This is a genomic window from Ruegeria sp. AH3 (genome assembly GCF_056536265.1).
Window position 1 is genome coordinate 685,280 of record NZ_JBQFJL010000001.1, and the last position, 21,710, is coordinate 706,989.

The 21,710-nt window shown below is 59.2% G+C and carries 18 protein-coding genes; 14 read left to right on the forward strand and 4 right to left on the reverse strand.

The window, feature by feature from the left end; translation table 11 throughout:
* Positions 1 to 45: 45 nt before the first annotated feature.
* Positions 46 to 1,857, forward strand: a complete 1,812-nt coding sequence (locus ACR3EM_RS03350) for an ABCB family ABC transporter ATP-binding protein/permease (protein ID WP_480469402.1) — start codon at positions 46 to 48, stop codon at positions 1,855 to 1,857.
* Positions 1,858 to 1,909: 52 nt separating this feature from the next.
* Entirely contained in the window at positions 1,910 to 2,317 is a 408-nt protein-coding gene (locus ACR3EM_RS03355; protein WP_480469403.1) for a DUF2147 domain-containing protein, read from the forward strand.
* Positions 2,318 to 2,350: 33 nt separating this feature from the next.
* On the opposite strand, the gene ACR3EM_RS03360 is transcribed toward ACR3EM_RS03355, so the two are convergent.
* Positions 2,351 to 6,118 (reverse strand): efflux RND transporter permease subunit, encoded by a 3,768-nt coding sequence (locus ACR3EM_RS03360; protein WP_480469404.1) that lies wholly within the window; start codon positions 6,116 to 6,118, stop codon positions 2,351 to 2,353.
* A complete protein-coding gene (locus tag ACR3EM_RS03365) occupies positions 6,115 to 7,344 on the reverse strand; it encodes an efflux RND transporter periplasmic adaptor subunit (protein WP_480469405.1) in 1,230 nt (409 codons plus the stop codon). The genes ACR3EM_RS03360 and ACR3EM_RS03365 overlap by 4 nt, the downstream gene beginning before the upstream one ends.
* A 226-nt stretch (positions 7,345 to 7,570) precedes the next feature.
* Here ACR3EM_RS03365 and ACR3EM_RS03370 point away from each other — a divergent pair, with 226 nt between their 5' ends.
* From ACR3EM_RS03370 to ACR3EM_RS03390, 5 genes are all read left to right on the forward strand, one after another.
* Positions 7,571 to 8,242, forward strand: a complete 672-nt coding sequence (locus ACR3EM_RS03370) for a hypothetical protein (RefSeq protein ID WP_480469406.1) — start codon at positions 7,571 to 7,573, stop codon at positions 8,240 to 8,242.
* 43 nt (positions 8,243 to 8,285) lie between these two features.
* On the forward strand, positions 8,286 to 9,608 hold the full coding sequence (locus tag ACR3EM_RS03375) for a PQQ-like beta-propeller repeat protein (RefSeq protein ID WP_480469407.1): 1,323 nt from the start codon (positions 8,286 to 8,288) through the stop codon (positions 9,606 to 9,608).
* Between the two features lie 49 nt (positions 9,609 to 9,657).
* Entirely contained in the window at positions 9,658 to 11,121 is a 1,464-nt protein-coding gene (gene der / locus ACR3EM_RS03380; RefSeq protein ID WP_480469408.1) for a ribosome biogenesis GTPase Der, read from the forward strand.
* A gap of 162 nt (positions 11,122 to 11,283) precedes the next feature.
* Complete coding sequence (locus ACR3EM_RS03385; protein ID WP_480469409.1) at positions 11,284 to 12,270, forward strand: fatty acid desaturase; 987 nt, start codon at positions 11,284 to 11,286, stop codon at positions 12,268 to 12,270.
* A gap of 78 nt (positions 12,271 to 12,348) precedes the next feature.
* Positions 12,349 to 12,951 carry a helix-hairpin-helix domain-containing protein gene (locus ACR3EM_RS03390; RefSeq protein ID WP_480469410.1) on the forward strand — a complete coding sequence of 201 codons (603 nt, stop codon included), beginning with the start codon at positions 12,349 to 12,351 and terminating at the stop codon, positions 12,949 to 12,951.
* Positions 12,952 to 13,003: 52 nt separating this feature from the next.
* Here ACR3EM_RS03390 and serS read toward each other — a convergent pair whose 3' ends face one another.
* The gene (gene serS / locus ACR3EM_RS03395; protein WP_480469411.1) at positions 13,004 to 14,296 is read right to left on the reverse strand and encodes a serine--tRNA ligase; all 1,293 of its coding nucleotides are present in this window, start codon (positions 14,294 to 14,296) and stop codon (positions 13,004 to 13,006) included.
* A 72-nt stretch (positions 14,297 to 14,368) separates the two neighbouring features.
* The gene (locus ACR3EM_RS03400) at positions 14,369 to 16,030 is read right to left on the reverse strand and encodes a mechanosensitive ion channel family protein (protein WP_480469412.1); all 1,662 of its coding nucleotides are present in this window, start codon (positions 16,028 to 16,030) and stop codon (positions 14,369 to 14,371) included.
* 192 nt (positions 16,031 to 16,222) lie between these two features.
* On the opposite strand from ACR3EM_RS03400, the gene yajC reads away from it, so the two are divergent.
* The 7 genes from yajC (at position 16,223) to ccmB (ending at position 21,676) form a co-directional block, all read left to right on the forward strand.
* A complete protein-coding gene (gene yajC, locus ACR3EM_RS03405; protein WP_480469413.1) occupies positions 16,223 to 16,510 on the forward strand; it encodes a preprotein translocase subunit YajC in 288 nt (95 codons plus the stop codon).
* Between the two features lie 33 nt (positions 16,511 to 16,543).
* Positions 16,544 to 18,205, forward strand: a complete 1,662-nt coding sequence (secD, locus tag ACR3EM_RS03410) for a protein translocase subunit SecD (protein WP_480469414.1) — start codon at positions 16,544 to 16,546, stop codon at positions 18,203 to 18,205.
* Position 18,206: 1 nt separating this feature from the next.
* Positions 18,207 to 19,175, forward strand: a complete 969-nt coding sequence (secF, locus tag ACR3EM_RS03415; protein WP_480469415.1) for a protein translocase subunit SecF — start codon at positions 18,207 to 18,209, stop codon at positions 19,173 to 19,175.
* A complete protein-coding gene (locus ACR3EM_RS03420; RefSeq protein WP_480469416.1) occupies positions 19,168 to 19,914 on the forward strand; it encodes a sulfite exporter TauE/SafE family protein in 747 nt (248 codons plus the stop codon). The genes secF and ACR3EM_RS03420 overlap by 8 nt, the downstream gene beginning before the upstream one ends.
* A 9-nt stretch (positions 19,915 to 19,923) precedes the next feature.
* Entirely contained in the window at positions 19,924 to 20,277 is a 354-nt protein-coding gene (locus ACR3EM_RS03425) for an Mth938-like domain-containing protein (protein WP_480469417.1), read from the forward strand.
* Between the two features lie 131 nt (positions 20,278 to 20,408).
* Positions 20,409 to 21,023, forward strand: a complete 615-nt coding sequence (gene ccmA, locus ACR3EM_RS03430; RefSeq protein WP_480469418.1) for a heme ABC exporter ATP-binding protein CcmA — start codon at positions 20,409 to 20,411, stop codon at positions 21,021 to 21,023.
* Positions 21,020 to 21,676, forward strand: coding sequence for a heme exporter protein CcmB (gene ccmB / locus ACR3EM_RS03435; RefSeq protein WP_480469419.1), 657 nt, complete (start codon positions 21,020 to 21,022; stop codon positions 21,674 to 21,676). The genes ccmA and ccmB overlap by 4 nt, the downstream gene beginning before the upstream one ends.
* Positions 21,677 to 21,710: the final 34 nt, after the last annotated feature.

Here is a 21,710-nt window from a genome sequence, read left to right on the forward strand (position 1 = left end):
GCCCGTTCGGGCCGGCGCATTCTCTGACCGCAGTCAAGGTACGTGATGAGACGATCCTCAGCCCTGAAAGTCGATGCCGACGAACAGCGTTCCGGCTGGCGCACGATCCGCAAGGTCGCGCCCTATCTCTGGCCCGATGACGAGGCCTGGGTAAAGCGCCGGGTGGTTCTGGCGCTGGTGATGCTGGTGGTGGCCAAGCTGATCGCGGTCTATACCCCGATCCTTTACAAAGGCGCGGTAGACGGTCTGGCGGGCGAAGGTGTTCCACCGCTGGCGCTGGGGGCGGTGGGGCTGACGGTGGCCTATGGCGTCGCGCGTATGATGACGGTGGGCTTTCAGCAGTTGCGCGACGCGCTGTTTGCACCGGTGGGTCAGCGCGCGCTGCGGGCTCTGGCGCTGGAAACGTTTCAGCATATCCATCAGCTTTCGATGCGCTACCACGTCACCCGACGCACCGGCGGTCTGAGCCGGATCATCGAACGCGGGGTTAAAGGTGTCGAGTTCCTGCTGCGGTTCCTGCTGTTCTCAATCGGGCCGCTGATACTGGAATTGCTGTTGGTGGCCATTATCCTGATGTGGCTGTTCGATGTCTGGTATCTGGTCGTCGTGGCGGCGACCATCGCGCTGTACATCTGGTTCACCTTCGCCGTGACCGAGTGGCGCGTAAAGCTGCGCCGCGAGATGAATGATCAGGACACCGAGGCCAACCAGCGCGCCATCGACAGTCTTCTGAACTTCGAAACAGTCAAGTATTTCAACGCTGAAACACGCGAAGCTGAACGCTATGACGTTTCGATGAAGGCTTATGCGAAGGCTGCATTGAAGACCGCCTATTCGCTGGCTTTCCTGAATTTTGGCCAGTCCTTCCTGATCACCTGTGGTCTGATTGGCGTAATGGTTCTTGCCGCAATCGGTGTGCAAAACGGTCAGCTGACCGTGGGCGATTTCGTGATGGTCAATGCCTATATGATCCAGATCACCGTGCCGCTGAACTTTTTAGGCACGGTCTATCGCGAAATCCGTCAGTCGCTGGTGGATATGGGGCAGATGTTCGACCTGCTCGAACAACCTGCCGAGGTCACCGATAAGCCTTGCGCGCCGAACCTGAAAGTCAATGGGGGCGAAGTCACTCTGGAAGATGTGCGCTTTGGCTATGAGGCAGACCGCGAAATTCTCAAGGGTGTGTCCCTGACAGTCCCGGCGGGGCAGACCGTGGCCATCGTGGGGGCGACCGGGTCAGGCAAATCTACCATCGGGCGGTTGCTGTTCCGGTTCTACGATGTCACCGGCGGCGCGTTGAAGATCGACGGGCAGGATGTGCGTGATGTCAGTCAGCCCAGCCTGCACGCGTCTATCGGAGTCGTGCCGCAGGATACAGTGCTGTTCAACGATACGATCCGCTACAACATCGCTTATGGCCGGGAAGGGGCGTCGCAGGAGGATGTTGAGGCGGCGGCCAGGTCCGCACAGATCCATGACTTCATTACCAGCCTGCCCGAGGGCTATGACACCAAGGTGGGCGAGCGTGGTCTGAAATTGTCCGGCGGCGAGAAACAGCGGGTCGGCATCGCGCGTACGTTGCTCAAGAACCCTCCGATCCTGCTGTTGGACGAGGCAACCTCGGCACTGGATACCGACACCGAACAGGACATCAAGGACGCGCTGGCCCGCGCGGGCGAGGGGCGCACGGTGATCACCATCGCGCATCGTCTCAGCACCATTGCCGAGGCTGACCGGATCGTTGTTCTGGAACGTGGTGAGATTATCGAGCAGGGCACTCATGATGAGTTGCTGGCGCGTGAAGGTCGTTATGCCCAGCTTTGGAGCCGCCAGCAATCGGATGCGCAGGCGGCCTGATCCCACGACTTTGATATGCTATGATGGGGCCTTGATAGGCGGAGGATTTACTATGTTTGGATGTCCAAAGACCTTCAGTGCCCCAATTATCGCCGTCCTGATCCTATTGCCCGGGATCGCCCTTTCAGACCCCATTGTGGGTGTCTGGAAGACCGAGCCGGATCGCAAGAACCTGACCTCTCACATCAAGATCACTGCCTGTGGTGACAAATTCTGCGGTCAAATTCTGTCGGCCTATGATCCGTCGGGCAAAGAGGTGCAGACACCGAATATCGGCAAAAAGCTGTTCTGGGATGTCGCCAGCGAAGGTGGTGGCAAATATGGCGGCGGTGAGTTCTGGGTGCCGTTGATCAATGTCGATGCGGTACCGCAGATGACGTTGCAGGGCGACACGCTGCAGGTCAAAGGGTGCGAACATCTGGTCTGTGCCCATCAGACCTGGTCACGGTTGAAGGGCTAAGAGAAAGGGCCGGAAGATCCGGCCCTTGTGGTGTCATTCTGCTGCTTTGAGTGGCGGTCCAGGCGGCTGATCCGGATCCTGTTTGACCTCGGACGCAGTGCCATCGTTCCAAACAATCTCGGTCGCTTGCATGTCGCGTGCGCTCTGGTCGATGGCCATGTCCTGCGCGATCTTGCTGGAGCGCCCCTGTGTGGCCCGCGCCAGCGCTTTGCCGAGCCAGACCGCATAAGTCGTCACCCACACCCGCAACGCCAGCAGCGAGGGCGTCACGATCAGCGTCAGCACCGTCGCCGTGCCCAGACCAAACACCACTGCTGTCGCCAATTGCTTCCACCACAGCGCGGTGGGGCTGTCGATTGAGTAGCCGCCATTGATGAAGTCCAGAGACAGCCCGAACATCATTGGCGTCAGACCCGCCATGGTGGTCAGGGTGGTCAGCAGAACGGGACGAATACGTGCCTCGGCGGTGCGGACGATGGCCTCGATCCGGGGCATATAGCGGCTGTACTCCTGATAGGTATCGATCAGAACGATATTGTTGTTCACCACGATCCCCGCCAGCGCCACGATGCCCGTCCCGGTCATGATGATCGAGAACGGCTGCTGCATCACCATCATCCCGATCAGAACACCGGTGGTCGACAGCACCACCGCCAACAATACCAGCACCGAGTTGTAGAACGAGTTGAACTGTGCCAGCAGGATCACGAACATCAGACCCAATGCTGCGAGGAAGGCGCTGGACAGGAAGGCTTGGCTCTCGGCCTGATCTTCCTGATCGCCGGTCCATTCCCAACTGATGGTGCGACCGAACGGATCGGTCTGCAGCCATTCCGTCAGCACCGCGATCCGCTCGTTCGGGTTGATCAGAGTAAAGCTGGCGCTGCCATCTTCGATGCTTGCGCGCAGTTGGCCGATATTCTCTGCACCGGTCAGTTGCACCAGCTCATATTCGCTGCCATCGGGACCGGTGATGATGGCTCGGTCAGAGGTTGCTCCCTCGGCCAGCGGGCGCACGACGGCCAGCCGCTCAGTGCTGCCATCCGGGCCACTGGCCACGACCTTGCTCAACCCCGGTTCGACATCGGCTTTCACGTCATAGTAACGCTGCTGATCGACCCGGTTGATCTCGGCCAGTTTGGCCACCGGCTGGCGGGTCACGAAGTTTGAGAGCGGCACCAGCCCGTCCGGCGTGCGGACCTTGAGCGTATCGAGCGTCGACAGCACTCGATCCTGATCGGGCAGGCGGACGCGGATTTCGATCTCTTCATCGGTCGAATCCGGGCGCATTTCACCCAGCAGGATACCGCGGGTCACAAGCTGCACCATTGCGCCGACGGTGGCGACGTCGGCGCCAAAACGCCCTGCCTTGGCGACGTCAACGTCGATCTGCCAGTCGATGCCGGGCAGGGGCAGGGTGTCTTCGATCTTGATCAGACCGGGGGTCTGTTCGAACGCCTCCCGTGCGGCGAGAGCGGAAGAGGTCAGCTCTTCCCAGCCGTCGCCCTTGATGCGCAGATGGACGGGCTTGGCCGAGGCGGGGCCTTGTTCAAGTGGCAGAATTTCGACGACGAATCCGGGGATCTTGGCCAGTTCGGCATTCAGCTCATCCAGCACGAAATCGCCATCATATTCCGGCGCGATCACGTGGCGGTCGAAGAGCCCCCCGAAGATAGGCTCCGATACATTCGGACGATCCTCCCACGGGATGATCTCGAACTGAACGCGGCCCACGGTATCCGCGGGGGCGGTGGCTCCGCCGTTATTCTGGTTCAGGCCACCTTCACCGGCAAAGGCAAAAACGTTGATCACAGCCGGATGGGCGCTGATAACCTTTTCTGCCTCCAGAACCATCTCGTCCTTCTCGGCCAAAGACAGGTTGCCGCGAGCCCTGACATAAGCCGTGGCCTGTTCGGGTTCGCTTTCAACGAAGAATTCAACACCGCGGTTGTTTTCGCCAAAGACAGTCATGACGCTGATCACAGCGAAACCGACTAGACCAAGCGACACGATTGGCATGATCGGATTGCCGACCAGGAATTTGATCACATAGCCAAACGGCGTGTGTTCTTTGGCGGTATGCACATGATCATCCGGCGCGCGCTGGATTTTGGCAGCGCTCAGAGTGACCGACCCGGCGAAAGCGCCGAAGAGGAACATCAGAGCCCCGGCAATCGCGCCTCCGGGCAGCAGATAGCCGGGGTTCAGCATCTGCATCGCACCAAGGAAGATCGTGTACAGCGACGGCGGCACCAACAACAAGCGCACCCACCAGGGCGTTCTTGCCCGCAGCCAGTTCGAGCTGCGGTCGAAACTACGGCTCATCCGGCCGGAGACGCCCCCCACGACAGGAAGATAGAGCAGCGCCACGATCAACGAAGCGGACAGCACGAAGATAAGCGTGATTGGCAGCATCTTCATGAATTCGCCTGGAATGCCAGGCCAGAACAGCATCGGCAGGAATGCGCACAAGGTCGTGGCGGTCGAAGAGACAATCGGCCAGAACATCCGTTGCGCGGCCTCGACATAGGCGTGCATCGGACCGACGCCTTCTTTTATGCGTTTGTCGGCATATTCCACCACAACGATGGCACCATCGACCAACATACCCACGGCAAGAATCAGGCCGAACATAACCATGTTCGAGATTGTGACCCCGATCATCGCCAGAAACGCGAAACACAGCAGAAACGAGGTCGGGATCGCAAAACCCACCAACAACGCGGCGCGTGTTCCCAGAGACGCCAGAACCACGATCATCACAAGTGCGACGGCGGTCAGGACGGACCCTTCAAGCTGACGCACCATTGAATCGACGATGCGACTCTGGTCGTTCGAGGTGCCCACATCAACAGCGGCCCGCAGCTCGGCTGGCCACTTGGTCTGGGCCTCGGCCACGGTGGCTTTGATCAGCGCGACCGTATCGATCAAGTTATAGCCCTTGCGCTTGACCACCTGCAGCGCGACGGTGGACTCTCCGTTGAAGCGGGCCGTGCCTTCGCGGTCTTCGAAAGTATAGTTGATCTCGGCCAGTTCACCCAAGGTAACCACGCGGTCCCCATTGACCTTAACCGGCAGGCCATAGACGTCCTGTGCAGTTTTGAAGGACGAGGGGATTTTGACCGAGAACGTGCCTTGTTCAGTCTCAACTTCACCGGCGGCAATCAGTTGGTTGTTGTTCTGCACCACGCTGATCAGTTCGGCGGCGGTGACGTTATAAGCCTCCAGCCGCAATGGGTCGATCACGACCTCAAGCATCTCGTCACGGTTCCCGGCGATGCCGGCCTCAAGCACAGCATCCAATGCCTCAAGCTCGTCCTGCAGGTCTTTGGCAACGCGTGCCATTGTACGTTCAGGGACGGGACCCGTCAGGTTGACGATGACGATGGGGAATTCCGAGAAGTTAACCTCGGTAATCGTATATTGCTCGGCCCCCTCGGGGAAGTCGGCCTGCGCGCTGTTCATGGCGTCGCGCACGTCTGCGATGGTGGCGGACTTGTCCCAACCGAACTCGAACTCCAATAGAAGGCCCGCATAGCTCTCGGCAGCGGTGGCGGTCATCGTATCCAGCCCGTCGAGATCGGCCATCTCGGTTTCCATCGGCTTGATCAGCAGGCTTTCGCTGTCTTCGGCTGAAATGCCCGGAAACTGCACCGATACGAACAGCATCGGGATGTCGATATCCGGCTCACCTTCTTTCGGCAGGCCCACATAGGCGAACCCGCCAACAACCAGCGAGATCGCGATAAAGGCCAGAACCATCCTGGCCCGGCCTGCGGCCCAACTGACGATCCCCGTCATTGCGATGCTTCCCTGTAGGTCGGTGCAACGGTTACGCCTCTGGTGACGAATTCCTGCCCGATTACGATGATATCAGCGGTTTCAGGCAAGCCACCCACCCAAACGCCATCTGCGGTGTCACGCAGCAGTTGGATCGGCACAAAGTCGACCACATTGTCTGCGACGACGGTTCGCACGCCAATCTGACCTTCGTTGTTCAGGGTTAGCGCCGACTGCGGCAGCAGATGTGCTTTGACACCTTCCGCTGCGATCTGAATATTTGCGGTCTGGCCATCACGGATCAGCAATTCCGGGTTGGGAACAGTGATCTCTACCTCAAAGGTCCGGGTGGTCTCATCGGCTGAGCGGCTGAGGAAAGTCACACGCCCCTCGACCTGCAACCCGGTGACCAGCTGCGCCGACGCCATCGAGCCGACGATGATCCGGTTTACCTCGGTCTCGGGCACGAAACCGACCAGCTTGATCGGGTCCAGCTGGATCACGGTCGCGCACAGCGAACCGGGCTGCATCAGGCTGCCAAGCTCGGCTGTGTCACTTTCCAACAGTCCTTTGAACGGGGCTTCGATGGTGAGCCTGTCCATCTCGCGGTGCGCAGCGGCCACTTCGGCGGTTGCGGCTTCGATCCCGGCTTGGGTAGCCTCCAGCCCAGCCTCGGCGCTTTTGATGCCTGCTTTGGCCGAGCTCATTTCGGCCTCGCTCGAGATGCGGCGGGTTTCCGATCCAAACCCGGTTTCCGACAATTTGCGCGCGGCGGTCAGATTGATTTCGGCTTCGGCCAAACGAGCGTGGGATTCTTGCAGACGCGCTTCAGCTTCGGGCACACGGCTTTCGGCCTCAAGTTTGGCGGCCTTCGCTTCGGCGAGGCTTGCAGGGCGGGTGCCCGGGTCAAGTTCACACAGCAGGTCGCCCGTCTCAACAAAGGCCCCTTTGCGCTTGGGCTCGGAGACAACGGTCGAGGTGGTCTCGGCAAGAACCTCAACCTGACGGTTGGCTTTAGTCTGTCCGCGCAGCTGAACAGCACTGCCAATTTCCCGCGCAGTCGAGCGTGATACGACGACGCCAATCGCGTCCGCGATCTGTGTTTGTTCGGTTTCCGTGGCGTCAACTGGCGCTTCGGTCTGTTCTTCTCCACGGCCAGCAAACGCGAACAGCGCGTCGCGTTCGAAAACAAGGAAATACAATGCGACTATAACCAATACGGCGTTGATGAATGAAATCAAACGCATGCGGTGTATTCTCCAGATCTGATCGGCCACCCGGTTGCGGCGCTTACGCCTTGAAATGGGGCCGGGTCTTTGGCTTGTCCATACTGAACTGAATAGTTCGGTTCACTTTTTTTAGCAAGTCCCGGGGGCAACCGAGCAATTGTGTGAATTCGGACACTTGGCTTGGCCCAAAGGCCGGGGTATGACATGGCGCTAGAAAACCGAACACCTAAGCCTGGGGGCAGGGATGAGCGATACCGACAGTTTCATTGATGAGGTCACTGAAGAGGTGCGCCGTGATCGCATGTTCCTGCTCTTGCGGCGCTGGGGTTGGGTCGGTGTTGTCGCTGTCATCGCCATTGTCGGCGGGGCTGCGTTCAACGAGTACCGCAAGGCGCGCGACGCGGGTCAGGCCGAGGCGTTGGGGGATGCGATTCTGACGGCTCTTGCTGAAAACGGCTCGGCCGAACGGGCGACCAGCCTGCAGGCGGTCGAGACGCAATCGGTGGGCGGAGATGCGGTGCTGAACATGCTGCTCTCGGCGGCTCAAATCGAGGCCGGGTCCGATCAGGATGCTGTAAACAGCCTGAACGCAATTGCGACACAGGGCGATCTGCCCGAGATTTATCGCGCAATCGCGAGCTTCAAGGCGTTGCTGCTACAGACGGAAACTCTGCCGGTTGCCGATCGTCGCCAGCAATTCGAAGCGCTGGCAACACCCGGTGCCCCTTTGCGTCTGCTTGCGGAAGAGCAGCTTGCTCTGATCGATGTGGCCGACGGCAATACGCAGGCGGCGCTGGACCGGCTGCAAGCGCTGCGGCAGGACGCCGAAGCCAGCATCGATCTGCAGCAGCGTGCAGCGCAGCTGATCGTGGCGTTGGGTGGTAAGCCCGAGCCCGTCGCGGCCCAACAGGGCTGACCCGGGCGGCGAAACAGGATTTCACAGACGAGTTCATAAGATCATGGTAGCACGTTACTTCTCACGCCTTGGATTGCCCGTCGCGGCGATTGCCCTGACAGCACTGAGCGCCTGTCAGGAACCCGAGACGATCCTGCCGGGCGAACGGGAAGATATCCGTCCTGCCCTTGACAATGAAACGGTTGAGACGCGCGGAGCCAAGCCCATTAGCCTTCCGGCCCAAAGCCGCAATGCAAGCTGGTCGCAAAGCCCGGGGACCCCGGCCTTCCGCACGACAAACGCCGCACTCAGCACGACGCCACAGCGGGTTTGGTCCGCCAATATTGGCAGCGGCGACAGTCGCAGACAGCGGATCACCGCTGATCCTGTTGTTGCAGGCGGTTTGATTTATACGCTCGATTCGGGCGCGAATGTCTCGGCTGTGACCCCACAAGGGCAAGTGGCCTGGACCACGAACCTTATCCCACCTTCCGAGAAAGATGGCGACGCCACGGGAGGCGGGCTCGCCCATGCTGACGGGGTTCTGTATGTCTCATCCGGCTTTGGCCGGCTGACCGCGCTGGACGCCAAGACCGGTGCTCAGAAATGGCAAAAGCGCTTGAACGCTACTGGTAGCGGCGCGCCGTTGGTCAGCGGCGGAATCCTCTATCTCGTCGCCGGGGATGAGACGGGTTGGGCCGTCAACACCAAGGATGGTCGGATTCTCTGGCAGATCGATGGCACCCCGAGCGTCGGCAATGTACTGGGCGCACCCGCGCCGGTCATCGCCTCGGAATTTTCTGTCTTTGCATTTGGGTCCGGTGACATTGCGGCAACCTTCCGCCGAGGGGGGATCCTGCGTTGGACCGCTTCAGTAGCGGGTGGTCGCCGTGGCCGAGCGGCTGCTCAGATCGTGGACGTCACCGCCGGGCCTATGGTGTCTGGCAATGCTATCCTGATCGGCAATCACTCGGGCCGTACCGTCTCGTTCGATGTCGATTCAGGTGAGCGGAACTGGACCGCGCTTGAGGGGGCGGTCGACACGGTCTGGCCAGCTGGAAACAGCGTCTTTTTGATTAGCGACCGCAGCCAATTGGTGCGGTTGAATGCTGCAGACGGTACGATTGTCTGGGCCATCGACCTGCCGGGCTTTGTCAAAGACCGGCCGGGACGCCGCGGACCGATCTTTGCCCATTACGGCCCGATCATGGCCGGGGGACGGCTGGTCTTAGCCTCGAATGACGGTTTCCTGCGCTTCTTCAATCCTGTCGACGGTGCGCTGCTGCATCAGGTCGAAGTCCCCGGCGGGGCGACGACGGCGCCTGTGGTGGCGGGTCAGACGCTCTATGTCGTGTCGACCAAGGGTGAATTGCACGCTTTCCGTTGACGACAAGATGCGTTAAAGGGCGCATCTTGAGTCTTGAAAGTTGAGTATCATGTCGCTGACCCTCGCCATCGTGGGGCGCCCGAATGTGGGTAAATCCACTCTGTTCAATCGCCTCGTGGGCAAACGTCTGGCTTTGGTCGACGACCAGCCCGGCGTGACGCGCGACCTGCGAGAGGGCGAAGGGCGGCTGGGTGACTTGCGCTTTACCGTCATCGATACGGCAGGTCTTGAGGACGCGACCGACGACAGCCTGCAAGGCCGGATGCGTCGCCTGACCGAACGCGCCGTGGACATGGCCGATGTCTGCCTGTTCATGATCGACGCGCGTGTGGGCCTGACGCCAACCGATGAGATGTTCGCCGAAATCCTGCGTAAACGGTCCAAACACGTGATCCTTGCGGCCAACAAAGCCGAAGGCAATGCAGCGGATGCGGGCGTGCTGGAGGCCTATAATCTTGGACTGGGTGAGCCTGTGCGCCTATCTGGTGAGCATGGCGAGGGGATGACGGACCTTTATGCGCAGTTGATGCCGCTGGCCGATGCCGCTGAGGAAGCGCAAGCCGAAGAGACGCCGGAAACCAATATCGAACTGGACGAAGACGGCGAGGGCGAAACGCCTTTGATCACCGCTGCCAAGCCGTTGCAGGTGGCTGTCGTAGGCCGTCCGAATGCCGGTAAATCCACGCTGATCAACAAGATCATCGGTGAAGACCGTCTGCTAACCGGTCCCGAGGCCGGGATCACCCGCGACGCGATCAGCCTGCGGATCGATTGGGGCGGGCCGGATGGGGACAGCACCCCGATGCGGATCTTTGATACCGCCGGGATGCGCAAGAAAGCCAAGGTGCAGGAGAAGCTTGAGAAGCTCTCGGTCTCGGACGGTCTGCGTGCGGTCAAGTTCGCCGAAGTTGTCGTGGTCTTGTTGGATGCGGCTATTCCGTTCGAACAGCAAGACCTGCGGATCGCCGACTTGGCCGAGCGTGAGGGGCGCGCCGTGGTTGTCGCCGTCAACAAGTGGGATGTCGAGGACAACAAGCAGGAAAAGCTGCGCGATCTCAAGGAATCCTTCGAACGCCTATTGCCACAATTGCGTGGTGCGCCGCTGATCACTGTTTCGGCCAAAACCGGACGCGGGCTGGAGCGTCTGCGCGCTGCCATTCTGCGCGCCCATGACGTCTGGAACCGCCGCGTGCCGACGGCTGCACTGAACCGCTGGCTGACGGCCATGCTGGAGCAGCATCCGCCGCCAGCACCGCAGGGCCGCCGGATCAAGCTGCGCTATATGACACAGGCCAAGACCCGCCCACCGGGGTTTGTCGTCATGTGCTCGCATCCTGACAAGATGCCCGAAAGCTACAACCGTTATCTGGTCAACGGTCTGCGCGAGGATTTCGACATGCCGGGCACGCCGATCCGGCTGACCTTGCGCGGCCAGGGGGACAAGAACCCCTATAAAGGGCGGCGTAAGAAAAACGCCGGTGCGCTGGCGAAGCATCTCAAGGGACGGGCGTAACTGCGCTAATTTTCAGCGTTTTCAGTGAGGGGGCGTGACAGCCCCTTTTTCGCGCGCTAGCATTCAGTAGCGTGCATTTGTTTTCGCGCGCAGCTTGTCTGCGGGTTTTCCGCACATAATTTGCAACAGGTAATAACCGGACCACCCTGGGGAGCGGGCGCGATGGATCTGAGGGAATATACTAGACAATACGCGGTACAGGATAATCGGCTTGCCGCGCTCAGCTATTTCGGAACATTTGCGGTCTATTTCGCATCGCTGACACTGGCGATCATCTATGTCGACAGCTGGTATATCATGATCCCGGCCGGGATCGTTTTTGCCTTTTCAGCCGTGCGTCTCTACGTGCTGCAGCATGATTGCGGGCATCACTCGCTGTTTGAAACGCGCGAGCAGAACGAATGGGCAGGTCACGGATTGTCACCGTTTACCTTCGCGCCGTTTGAGGTGATGAAACAGAACCACAATCTGCACCATGCCGGTATCGGTAATCTCGAACATCGCGAGACCGGTGAAATTCACACCATGACACTGCGCGAATGGAACGAGGCGGATTGGAAAAAGCGTCTGTTCTACAGGCTTTATCGCAATCCCTTCATTCTGGTTCCTGTGGGTGCACTGTTTACTTATTTCATCCGTTATCGCTGGCCCAAGAATACTGTCCGGTTCGGTGTCATGGGTGTGGTGCTGCACAACCTTTCGATCGTCGTGTTTCTGGGGCTGCTCTATCTGATCGCTGGTACCACGGGCATTCTGATCTGGCTGGTATTCTCGCTGCTGGGCGGGATGCTGGGCGTGTTTCTGGTGTATTTGCAGCATAACTTCGAAGACACCTATTGGGATCGCCGCCCCGATCTGGATCCGAAGATTGCGGCACTTCAGGGATCGTCAGCGTTGGATTTCGGATGGTGGTTTGACAATGCGGTGGCTTGCATCACATTGCACGACATCCACCATTTCAACGCGCGTATCCCATCCTACAGGCTGCGTGCATGCCACTATAACCTGCCGCCGGAGTTTACTCCGCGCCGGATCAAATTTCCCGAAGCGGTGGCTGCGCTGAACCTCAAGCTATGGGATGAAGAGGCCAAGCGTCTCGTCCCGTTTCCAAAGCGGTCGCAAGAGCAAAGGGTGGCGCAGACCAGTTGATTGGCGGGTGCGCAGCTCTTGTCTGCGTGTATAGGCCGTGTATATACATGTGTGAGGGATGACAGGAAAGGATCCGCGATGACTGCAGTTACCGATGTGCGCGGCGTGGGACAGGCGCTGGCACAGGCGCTGAATGCAAACGGCTTTAAAACAGCCGAGGCTGTGGCGAAGGCCGCGCCCGAGGATTTGGTAAAAGTGCCGCGTATCGGTGCAGCGCGAGCCGCAATCCTGATTGCTGCTGCAAAAGAGGCGGTTGCCAAATCGACCCAGACCAAGGCCCCCGCGCGTCGCGCGCCAAACCGGAAGCCTCCGGCGCGTCGGACGCCCGCACGCAGCACCGCAGCAACCAAAAAAGCCGAAGCCGAACGCAAGGCCGAAGCGGCGCGTAAAGCGGCAGAAGAGCGCGCTGCGGCAGAGCAGGCGGCGGCGGAGGCCAAGGCAAAGAAGAAGGCAAAAGCCAAGGTTAAAGCCGAGAAAGCCGCCCGGAAGAAATCCGAGATGGAGGCTGTTTTCTCCAAGGCTAAGGAAAAGCTCAAAGAGAAAGCCAAAAAGGACAAAAAGCCCAAAGGCGACGGTAAGAAGAAGGCTGACAAGAAGAAAGCCGACAAGAAAAAACCGAACAAGAAGAAGTCCGACAAGAAATCCGGTAAATCCAAGGATAAGAAAAAGGCGAAGAAGTAATACCTTCTCCGCCTCGCTTTGGTTGACCGGCACCTGTTGAGTGCCGGTTTTCTTATGCCAGAGTGCCGTTGGTCTGCAGAGTCATCTTACCACCCAGATAGGGTGCCAGAACCTCAGGCAGGGTGACCGTACCATCTGCGTTCTGACCGTTCTCCAGCACCGCGATTAGGCAACGCCCAACAGCCAAACCCGAGCCGTTCAGCGTATGAACATATTCGGGTTTGCCACCACCTTCGGGACGGAAACGCGCATTCATGCGGCGTGCCTGAAAATCACCGGTGGTCGAAACAGAACTGATTTCGCGATAAGTGTTCTGCCCTGGCAGCCATGCCTCGATGTCGAAGGTACGGCGCGCGCCAAAGCCCATATCGCCGGTGCACAGAACGACGGTGCGGTAGGGGATGCCGAGTTGTTCCAGCAAATCCTCGGCACAGCGCAACATGCGCTTCTGTTCCTCATCCGATTTCTCGGGGTGGGTAACCGACACCATCTCGACCTTCTCGAACTGGTGCTGGCGCAACATTCCCGCGGTATCCTTACCGGCGCTACCTGCCTCGGACCGGAAGCAAACCGTGTGGGCGGTCATGCGAATGGGCAGGGCGGCTTCGTCCAGTATATCGCCCGATACCGAATAGGTGAGCGTCACCTCGGAGGTCGGGATCAACCACCAGCCATTGGTGGTCTGATAACTGTCCTCGCCGAATTTCGGCAGTTTGTCGGTGCCATACATCGCTTCATCGCGAACCAGAACTGGCGTTTGCGTTTCGGTCAGTCCGTTCTTGTCGATATGCGTGTCCAGCATGAACTGCGCCAGCGCGCGATGGACGCGGGCAACACCCTTCGATAGGTTCACGAACCGGCTGCCGCTGGTCTTGGCTGCGGTCTCGAAATCCATGGCCGCGGCGACGGCGGGGATGTCGTAATGCTCCTTCGGGGCAAAATCGAACTCTCGCGGAGTGCCCCAACGGTTGACCTCGACATTATCGTCTTCGTCTTCGCCCAATGGCACATCTTCGGCAGGCAGGTTGGCGATGCGGGCCAGTTGGTCGGTCAGCAACGCGTCCAGATCCTTGGCCTCGGTCTGCATCCGGGCAATCTCAGCCTTCTTCTCGGCGACCAGCGCGCGCAAACGCTCGAATTCAACCTCATCGCCGCGCCCTTTCGCCGCGCCGACTTCCTTGCTGGCCTTATTCTGCTCGGCCTGAGCGGTCTCGGCGGCCAGAATCTTGGCCCGTCGACTTTCGTCCAACCGCAGCAGATCTGACGACACCGGCGCGTCCCCGCGGCGCGCAAGGGCGGCGTCGAAGGCGGCTGGGTTTTCGCGAATGGCGCGGATGTCGTGCATGGTTCAGATCCTTAAATGCGTGAATCACTGAAACCGCTTATGCACCATCTGAAAGGCAGGGTGTAGCGCCGGTTATGACTTATCCGGGTCGTCGTGGGTTTCATGTGCCAGATGGCCATCCCATTCTTCGATCGGAATTTTTGGCTCGGGCGGATCAGCCATGTAGGACGGCGTCATGATCTGCACATTGTTCTCGTTGAATACAGCCACGATGTTGCGATGCAGATCCGAGCGGATTTTCGGAATGATGCTACCGCGTGTGGTATATCCGTTAATTTGATAGTTGATCGCGTAATCCGCCAAAGCGGTCCATAAAACAAAGGGCTCAGGCTTGGCCTTGATCCCCTTGGTGCGATGTGCGGCCTCGATCAGCATCGCCTCGACCTTTTCGGGCGGCTCTTCATACCCAATCCCGACAGTGGTGTGCAGCAACAACCCGTTGCCATCGGTTTTCTTTGAGAAATTTACTACGTCCGAATTCATCAACTGGGCATTCGGGATCGAGATCAACTCATTCTTGATGGACTTCAGATGTGTCTCCATCAGCTTGATCTGCACGACGTCGCCGATATGGTCTCCGATCTGGATGCGGTCTCCGATCGAGGTGGATCGGCGATAGATCACAAAGAGCCCCGCCAGCATGTTCGATACGACCGAATTCGCCCCCAGCGACAGCATCGCGCCCACCAGAATAGTCAGGCCCTGAAATGCCGCAGAATCCGACCCCGGGATGTAAGGCACCGCAAATACCAGCGCGATCAGGATCACGACCACCCGTGCGATGTTGAACGTGGGGTTTATCCAGTGCTTCTCGAAATCGCCCATATCGAACGATCCCGCCTCGACCGCGTCGAAGAACACGCGCATGCCCCGGATAATGTACAGCGTTATCCATGTGATAAGCGCCAGCATGATCAGGTTCGGAATATAGCTGAGTACACCTTTGAAGATCAGCAGGACTGGTTCGGTCAGATAGGTCAGCAGTAGCTGCGCGAAATATCGTGTTTCCGCAAAGGCCAGCAGAACGAAAGAGAGGTAATAGTAGAAGCCGAGGAAGAAGATCACCAGCAGGACGAAGTTCAGTCCATACCGGATCAGCGCCGCTATGGCTTCGGCCTGCACGCTTTTGGCGGTCGCAGTTTCGACGTCTCTGAGATACCGCTTGACCAGTTTCAGTGTGCGCCGACGAATCCTTCGATTCAGCCACAGGATCACCACAACGAACAGAGCAAACCCGACCGTCCAGCCCGCTGCTTCGATGGCCCCCGAGACCCGCGCTTGTTCGGTTCGGTTCGCGCGATAGGTGACAATGGCCTCTTTGATGGCTTCCCCGTGGAGCAGGCTGAGCACATCAAGCTCCATCTGATCCAGCTCCGCATCTGCAACCGTCACGATCGAAACGATTACGTCATCGGCCAGAATGCGCGTGCCCAGCTCGGTTTCTTCGAAACGTATCTCGACGGTCGGGTTGTCCGAGGCTTCAGCGACCGCGATTATGCTGTTCTGCACCCGTTCTGCGCGTTCGCTAGCAGGCAACGCGCTGGAGCCGCGCAGGAAGAACAAGGTGTCGCCATCGACAATGACGGGTGCCTTGAATACGTCGGACTCTTCTTCTGTAGCAGGCGCATCGGCAGGCGCATCCTGTGACCACGCGGGCAGCACCGGCAGGCACAGGAAGAACACTGCCGCAAGCAGGCAGATCGCCGTTCTAAGGGCTTGGAAGAATTGAGTCATTATACCTCCCTCCCTGCAACTATATCCAACCAGAGCGGTCTGCCTAGAACATATCTGCAACGTTGCATTTCAAACCTGCGGGGCAGATCGTGGAATTGGCATCGCCTTTGCTTGCAAACCCTCGGTTCAAAGCATAGGTTCCCGCCAACTTTGCAGAGAGCCCTCTGCATCATCAAAACAAAGGAATATCCCATGGAAGGTGGCGCAATCGCCCAGTTTCTCCCGCTGATCCTGATCTTTGCGATCATGTATTTCCTGCTGATCCGTCCACAGCAGAAAAAGATGAAGGAACATCAGGCCATGGTCGAGGCCGTGCGCCGGGGCGATCAGATCGTCACCCAGGGTGGATTGATCGGTAAAGTGTCGAAGGTCAAGGAAGGCGAGAACGAGATCGAGGTTGAACTGGCCGAGAACGTCAAGGTTCGTGTCGTCAAATCGACCATCGCTCAGGTTCTGAATAAGACTGAGCCAGCGAAGTAAGTTCGCACGACAATTCCTTGAAAAGGCAGGGTAATGCTGCAAATTGATACCTGGAAGCGGGTTCTGATCTGGGCGGTCTGCGTGATCGGTCTGATCCTGGCCCTGCCGAATGCGTTCTACACGCGCGTCGAGCAATCCAACGACGCTAAAGCCGCGATCGAGCTTGGCATTGATACGCCCGAGATGCAGGCCGAAGCGGGGCAATGGCCCGATTGGTTGCCATCGTCTCTGGTCAATCTCGGTCTCGATCTGCGTGGCGGCGCGCATCTGTTAGCCGAAGTGAAGGTCGGCGATGTCTACGAATCCCGGATGGAGGCGATGTGGCCGGAAATCCGCGATGCACTGCGGGACGAGCGCGGTACCATCGGAACGGTCCGCCGTCAGGACTCGGCCCCTGACCAGATTCGCGTGCGCATCAGCCAGCCCGAAGGCATTTCCCGCGCTCTGGAGGTCGTGCGCGGCTTGGCGCGTCAGGTTCAGACCCTGACCGGGGTAGGGGCCACGGATATCGAAGCCTTTGCTGACGGCGATACCATCGTCGTGCAGCTGTCAGAGGCCGAAAAACTGGCCTCGGATGACCGTACCGTGCGTCAGTCGCTGGAAATCATCCGTCGCCGGATCGACGAGGTCGGCACGCGTGAACCGACGATCCAGCGCCAGGGTGCGGATCGTATCCTGATCCAGGTGCCGGGTATCGGCAGCGCCGGTGAGTTAAAAGAGATCATCGGGACAACCGCCCAGTTGACCTTCAACCCGGTTGTTGGTCGTGGCTCTGACCCCGACGCGATTCCGGGTGTTGGCGAAGAGATCGTGCCTTCGCTTGATGAAGAGGGTTTGTACTACACGCTAGAGTCGGCCCCGGTCGTAACTGGCGAGGAACTGGTCGACGCTCAGCCCTCGTTCGATCAGAACGGTCGCCCTGCGGTAAGCTTCCGCTTCAACACTTCCGGAGCACGCAAGTTCGGCGACTATACTCTGGACAATATCGGCGCGCCGTTCGCCATCGTGCTGGATGACGAGGTCATCTCGGCCCCTGTGATCCAAAGCCATATCCCGGGCGGATCCGGCATCATCACCGGCAATTTCACTGTTGAGGAAAGCACCAATCTCGCCGTTCTGCTGCGTGCAGGCGCTTTGCCCGCTGGTCTGGAATTCCTCGAAGAACGCACCATCGGTCCGGAATTGGGTCAGGACAGCATCGACGCGGGTAAAGTCGCCACCATGGTCGCCTTTGCCGCCGTTCTGGTCTTCATGGCGCTCAGCTATGGCCTGTTCGGTATCTTTGCCAATATTGCGCTGATCCTGAACGTTGGCTTGCTGTTCGGGCTGTTGTCTCTGATCGGCGCAACGCTGACGCTGCCGGGTATCGCTGGCATCGTTCTGACCGTCGGTATGGCGGTGGACGCCAACGTGCTGATCTTCGAGCGTATCCGCGAAGAACTTAAGTCGGCCAAAGGCCCGGCGCGTGCGATCGAACTGGGCTACGAAAAAGCGCTGTCCGCCATTCTGGACGCCAACGTGACCACGTTCATCACTGCGACGATCCTGTTTGCCATGGGCAGCGGCCCCGTGCGCGGCTTTGCGATCACTCTGGGACTGGGGATTCTGACCTCGGTCTTCACCGCGATCTTCGTGACACGCCTGATGGTCGTCATGTGGTTCGAACGCCGCCGTCCGAAAACGATCGAGGTTTGACATGAGACTGAAACTTGTACCCCAAGGCACCTCGTTCGATTTCTTCAGCCGCTGGAAGATTTGGTTGGGCATTTCTGCTCTGATGATGGTCGTGGCCTTCGCCTCGTTCATGCTGCAGGGCCTGAACTTCGGCATCGACTTCCGGGGTGGCACCACGATCCGGACCGAAAGCACGCAACAGATTGACGTTGGAGCCTATCGAGACGCCATCGCGCCGCTGGAGCTGGGTGATATCACCATTACCGAGATCTTTGATCCCACCTTTGGACCCGATCAGAACGTCGCCATGATCCGTATCCAGGCGCAGGATGATGCCGAGGCCGTCGCCGCCAGCACCATCACCGCCGTGGAAGCGGCGCTGCAATCCGTGGTTCCCGATATCGAGTTCGTTTCGGTCGAATCCGTCGGCCCCAAAGTGTCAGGTGAGTTGATCCAAACCGCCGTGATCGCTGTGGTGCTCGCCATCGGGGCCGTGCTTGTCTACATCTGGCTACGGTTCGAATGGCAGTTCGCGCTGGGTGCGGTGGCAGCACTGGTTCATGACGTGATCCTGACCATCGGCATCTTCTCGGAACTGCAAATCCGTTTCGATCTGGCCATAATCGCGGCGCTGCTGACCATTGTCGGTTATTCGCTGAACGACACCGTGGTTGTCTTCGACCGGGTGCGCGAGAACCTGCGTAAGTACAAGAAGAAAGACCTCAAAGAGGTGCTGAACATCTCGATCAACGAAACCCTCAGTCGGACAGTGATGACCTCGGTCACCACGCTGCTGGCGCTAATCTCGCTCTATGTGCTGGGCGGAGACGTCATCCGCGGCTTTGTCTTCGCGATGATCTGGGGTGTGATCATAGGCACCTATTCGTCGGTCTTCGTGGCCTCGACCATTCTGTTGTGGCTGGGGGTCAAACGCGACTGGTCGAAACCGTCGAATACGGCGGGTAACCAGTTCGCCAATATCGATGCCTGAGTATTTCGGCCAGACTCCGACCAGTCTGGCCGTTATCATTTCAGCCGCCCTGATCGGAGGCATCGTCCGCGGCTTCTCGGGCTTCGGAACGGCGTTGATATTCCTGCCCATGGCCAGCCCGTATCTTGGCCCCTTCGGCGCGATCATCGCACTGACCATCATGGATATCTTTGGCCCGCTGCCGAATCTGCGTCGCGCCTGGAACGCAGTCGACAGGTCTGATCTTATGCGCCTTATTCTGGGATGTGCGGTGGTCCTCCCAATTGGCCTTTGGCTGCTCGCCCGCTCTGAGCCCGAGCTGTTTAGATACCTCGTCAGCCTGATCTCACTGTCGATGTTGGCCGCACTTGCCTTCGGCCTGCGCTATCACGGCAGAGTAGGGCGGGGAATGGTAACAGCAATCGGGGGTACTGCGGGTTTTCTTGGGGGGATCGCGGGGATACCGGGCCCGGCGGTCATCCTGTTCTACATGTCGCGCCCACTCCCCGTTGCCGTCATCCGCGCCACGATCCTGCTGTTTCTGTTCGCCTTCGATTTCCTGATCCTCGGTTACCTCACGGGAATGGGGCGCGTTACGTTTGCAACCGTCGGTATGGGGCTGATGCTTGCCATTCCCAACATCGCGGGGAACTGGCTGGGTGGCTGGATGTTCCGGCCCGAGCGCGAAAAGCTCTACCGCATAACCGCTTATCTGGTGATTGCGTCAGCTGCCTTGTCCGGTCTGCCGCTTTGGGGTTAAAACCCCGCCATGCGCTTGAATGAGATCACCTATACCAACGCCCAGCCGATCGACGGCTACGGCCCCGGCTTTTTCCGCATTGGCGGGCAAGTGCATGAAGGCCTCGTGCTGACCGGCCCCACAGGAACCACAGCCTGGGGCGGTTATGCTGATGAAAACGCACTTTTGGCTCTGTCGGATCAGATCGATGTTCTTTTCATCGGAACCGGCAAGGACCTGACCCACATCCCCACCAAGCTGCGTTCAACGCTTGAAGAAGCTGGCATTGGTGTCGAAATCATGAACTCCCCTGCCGCCTGCCGTACCTACAACGTGCTGCTTTCTGAAGGCCGCCGCGTCGCGCTGGCGCTGATCCCCGTCTGAGGATCCGTTCTTCATCTGGCCGAAAATATCTCGGGGAGCGCGAGGGGCTGGCCCCTCGCTTCAAACACTCCCAACCATTCTGCGGCATTTCCGACCTTTTTCCCGCACGCACAATCCGTTAATCGGACGTCATGACTTTGACAGTAACCGATCTGGCCATCACGCGCGGAGGCGTCCCCGTTCTGGAAGGGCTCAGCTTTTCGCTCTCTGCCGGAAAGGCTTTGATCCTGCGTGGCCCCAACGGGATCGGCAAGACAACCCTGCTGCGTACACTTGCTGGCCTGCAGCCACCGCTGGCAGGCCATATCGAAGGCGCCGAAGATCAGATCGCCTATGCCTCGCACTCTGATGGTCTGAAACCAACACTGACGGTGACCGAAAACCTCAGCTTCTGGGCGTCGGTCTTCGGAGTGCAGGGCATCCAGAAAGCGCTCGATGCGTTTGCGCTGAACGAACTCGCGGATCGGCACGCGGGTAACCTGTCTGCGGGGCAGAAACGGCGGCTCGGATTGGCCCGGATGCTGGTCACCGGTCGTCCGATCTGGATGCTGGACGAGCCGACTGTGTCGCTGGACAAAAACGCGGTGCAGATGTTTGCCGACGCCGTGCGCGCACATCTGGGGCAGGGCGGCTCTGCCCTGATCGCCACTCATATCGACCTCGGTCTGGACGGAGAGGTTCTGGATGTCGGCCCCAACAAGGCCAAGCCCAAACCCATCGACGATTTCGACGGAGGTTTCCTGTGATCGCCCTGTTGCTGCGCGACCTGAAACTGGCCTTCCGCGCGGGCGGAGGGTTTGGTCTGGGTCTGGCTTTCTTCCTGATCGTGACCGTACTGGTGCCTTTCTCGGTCGGCCCGCAATCTTCGCTGTTGTCCACCATTGCACCCGGGGTCCTTTGGCTGGGCGCATTGCTTGCCTGTCTTTTGTCCCTCGACCGCCTGTTGGCCCTGGATTGGGAGGACGGCTCGCTCGATCTGCTGGCCACCGCGCCACTGCCACTGGAATCGGTGGTTACCATCAAAGCTTTGGCCCATTGGCTGACGACCGGCCTGCCTTTGGTTCTGGCCGCGCCGTTTCTGGGTGTGTTGCTGAACCTGCCGGTGCCCGGCTTCTTCTGGCTGGTTATCTCTCTGCTGATCGGCACCCCAGCCATGAGTGTCATCGGCACCTTCGGCGCAGCCCTGACCGTCGGCCTGAAACGCGGAGGTTTGCTGATGTCGTTGCTGGTCCTGCCGCTTTATGTCCCGACCCTGATCTTCGGAGCCGAGGTCGCCCGCCGCGGGGCCACGGGGATGGAGACGCAAACCCCACTGCTTATGCTGGCCGGTATCACGGCCGCCACGGTTGCACTGCTGCCCTTCGCCAGCGCCGCCGTCCTGCGTATCAATCTCAGGTAACAGGATCGATGATTGACCGAGGTCAATTGAGAAC

What these genes read in the sequence shown, in the direction of transcription:
- ccmA (WP_480469418.1), top strand. Translation starts at nt 20,409, where the DNA reads ATGACTTTGACAGTAACCGATCTGGCCATCACGCGCGGAGGCGTCCCC.
- secF (WP_480469415.1), top strand. Translation starts at nt 18,207, where the DNA reads ATGAGACTGAAACTTGTACCCCAAGGCACCTCGTTCGATTTCTTCAGC.
- secD (WP_480469414.1), top strand. Translation starts at nt 16,544, where the DNA reads ATGCTGCAAATTGATACCTGGAAGCGGGTTCTGATCTGGGCGGTCTGC.
- ACR3EM_RS03420 (WP_480469416.1), top strand. Translation starts at nt 19,168, where the DNA reads ATGCCTGAGTATTTCGGCCAGACTCCGACCAGTCTGGCCGTTATCATT.
- ACR3EM_RS03425 (WP_480469417.1), top strand. Translation starts at nt 19,924, where the DNA reads ATGCGCTTGAATGAGATCACCTATACCAACGCCCAGCCGATCGACGGC.
- ACR3EM_RS03365 (WP_480469405.1), bottom strand. Translation starts at nt 7,344, where the DNA reads ATGCGTTTGATTTCATTCATCAACGCCGTATTGGTTATAGTCGCATTG.
- ACR3EM_RS03385 (WP_480469409.1), top strand. Translation starts at nt 11,284, where the DNA reads ATGGATCTGAGGGAATATACTAGACAATACGCGGTACAGGATAATCGG.
- ACR3EM_RS03360 (WP_480469404.1), bottom strand. Translation starts at nt 6,118, where the DNA reads ATGACGGGGATCGTCAGTTGGGCCGCAGGCCGGGCCAGGATGGTTCTG.
- ACR3EM_RS03370 (WP_480469406.1), top strand. Translation starts at nt 7,571, where the DNA reads ATGAGCGATACCGACAGTTTCATTGATGAGGTCACTGAAGAGGTGCGC.
- ACR3EM_RS03355 (WP_480469403.1), top strand. Translation starts at nt 1,910, where the DNA reads ATGTTTGGATGTCCAAAGACCTTCAGTGCCCCAATTATCGCCGTCCTG.
- yajC (WP_480469413.1), top strand. Translation starts at nt 16,223, where the DNA reads ATGGAAGGTGGCGCAATCGCCCAGTTTCTCCCGCTGATCCTGATCTTT.
- ACR3EM_RS03400 (WP_480469412.1), bottom strand. Translation starts at nt 16,030, where the DNA reads ATGACTCAATTCTTCCAAGCCCTTAGAACGGCGATCTGCCTGCTTGCG.
- ACR3EM_RS03390 (WP_480469410.1), top strand. Translation starts at nt 12,349, where the DNA reads ATGACTGCAGTTACCGATGTGCGCGGCGTGGGACAGGCGCTGGCACAG.
- der (WP_480469408.1), top strand. Translation starts at nt 9,658, where the DNA reads ATGTCGCTGACCCTCGCCATCGTGGGGCGCCCGAATGTGGGTAAATCC.
- ACR3EM_RS03350 (WP_480469402.1), top strand. Translation starts at nt 46, where the DNA reads ATGAGACGATCCTCAGCCCTGAAAGTCGATGCCGACGAACAGCGTTCC.
- ACR3EM_RS03375 (WP_480469407.1), top strand. Translation starts at nt 8,286, where the DNA reads ATGGTAGCACGTTACTTCTCACGCCTTGGATTGCCCGTCGCGGCGATT.
- serS (WP_480469411.1), bottom strand. Translation starts at nt 14,296, where the DNA reads ATGCACGACATCCGCGCCATTCGCGAAAACCCAGCCGCCTTCGACGCC.